The sequence below is a fragment of the Oleiphilus sp. HI0066 genome, from assembly GCF_001635725.1.
On record NZ_LWFH01000597.1, the window covers coordinates 1 to 887 of the forward strand.

An 887-nucleotide genomic window follows, 5' to 3' on the forward strand; every position below is an offset into this window, starting at 1 on the left:
TTCCCGTCTACCACAATAGGTCTGCTACTCAGCGTATGAGGGAACATTGGAACAAGAGCAATTGCATCTAACTTGGGATGGAGAAGAGGGCCACCTGCAGACAAAGAATATGCGGTTGATCCTGTTGGGGTACTGACAATCAAACCATCAGAGCGCTGGCTATATACGAATTGTCCCTCAACAAAGAGATCAAAGCCGATCATTCGTGTCGATTTACCAGGATGCAGAACAATGTCATTCAAACCTGAACCGTAACCGACCGGCTCACCATTTCGGCGCACCAATACATCAAGTAAAAAGCGTTTTTCTTCGACATAGTCACCTTCTAAAACGGCATCGACTCCATCTTCAATTTGTTCAGGAGAAATATCCGTAAGAAAACCTAATCGCCCACGATTCACTCCTAATAAAGGAACGTTTGATTTAGCGAGTTCCCGAGCTGCTCCTAATAGGCTTCCGTCGCCACCAATTACAATAACAAGGTCGCACACCTCACCCATCATCTTTACGCTAGATACCTGCAAACCATGACCTGGCATTAATTCAGCCACTTGCTCCTCAAGAATAATATGGTACCCCTCTGACACGAGGTAGCGTTTCAAACGGCGCAACGTTTCTATGACCGTTGCACTACCGAGGCGGCCAATCAAACCAATATGCGTAAAATTTTCCATAAAAAAGGGTGACTCCAAAGAAGCACTTAAAGAGATTTTTTTGCTCTAGCTGTGGGATTTTTTAACCGAAGCAATTTAGACTTACGACAATAGTATCAGAAAATTGCATTACAAATGGTTTCTAAGCTGCAATACAAATCTTATTCTTCAATAGATCACATCAAGCTCGCGCTAAATAATTTGAACTGGCTTATCGCGCAGAAAGACATCGTA

General features: G+C 43.3%; 1 protein-coding gene. It reads right to left on the minus strand.

All coding sequences use genetic code 11. The annotated features are described in order from the left end of the window. On the minus strand, positions 1–674 hold a 674-nt coding region (locus A3738_RS07830; protein WP_068763504.1), incomplete at its 3' end, for an NAD(+) kinase. Positions 675–887 lie beyond the last annotated feature (213 nt).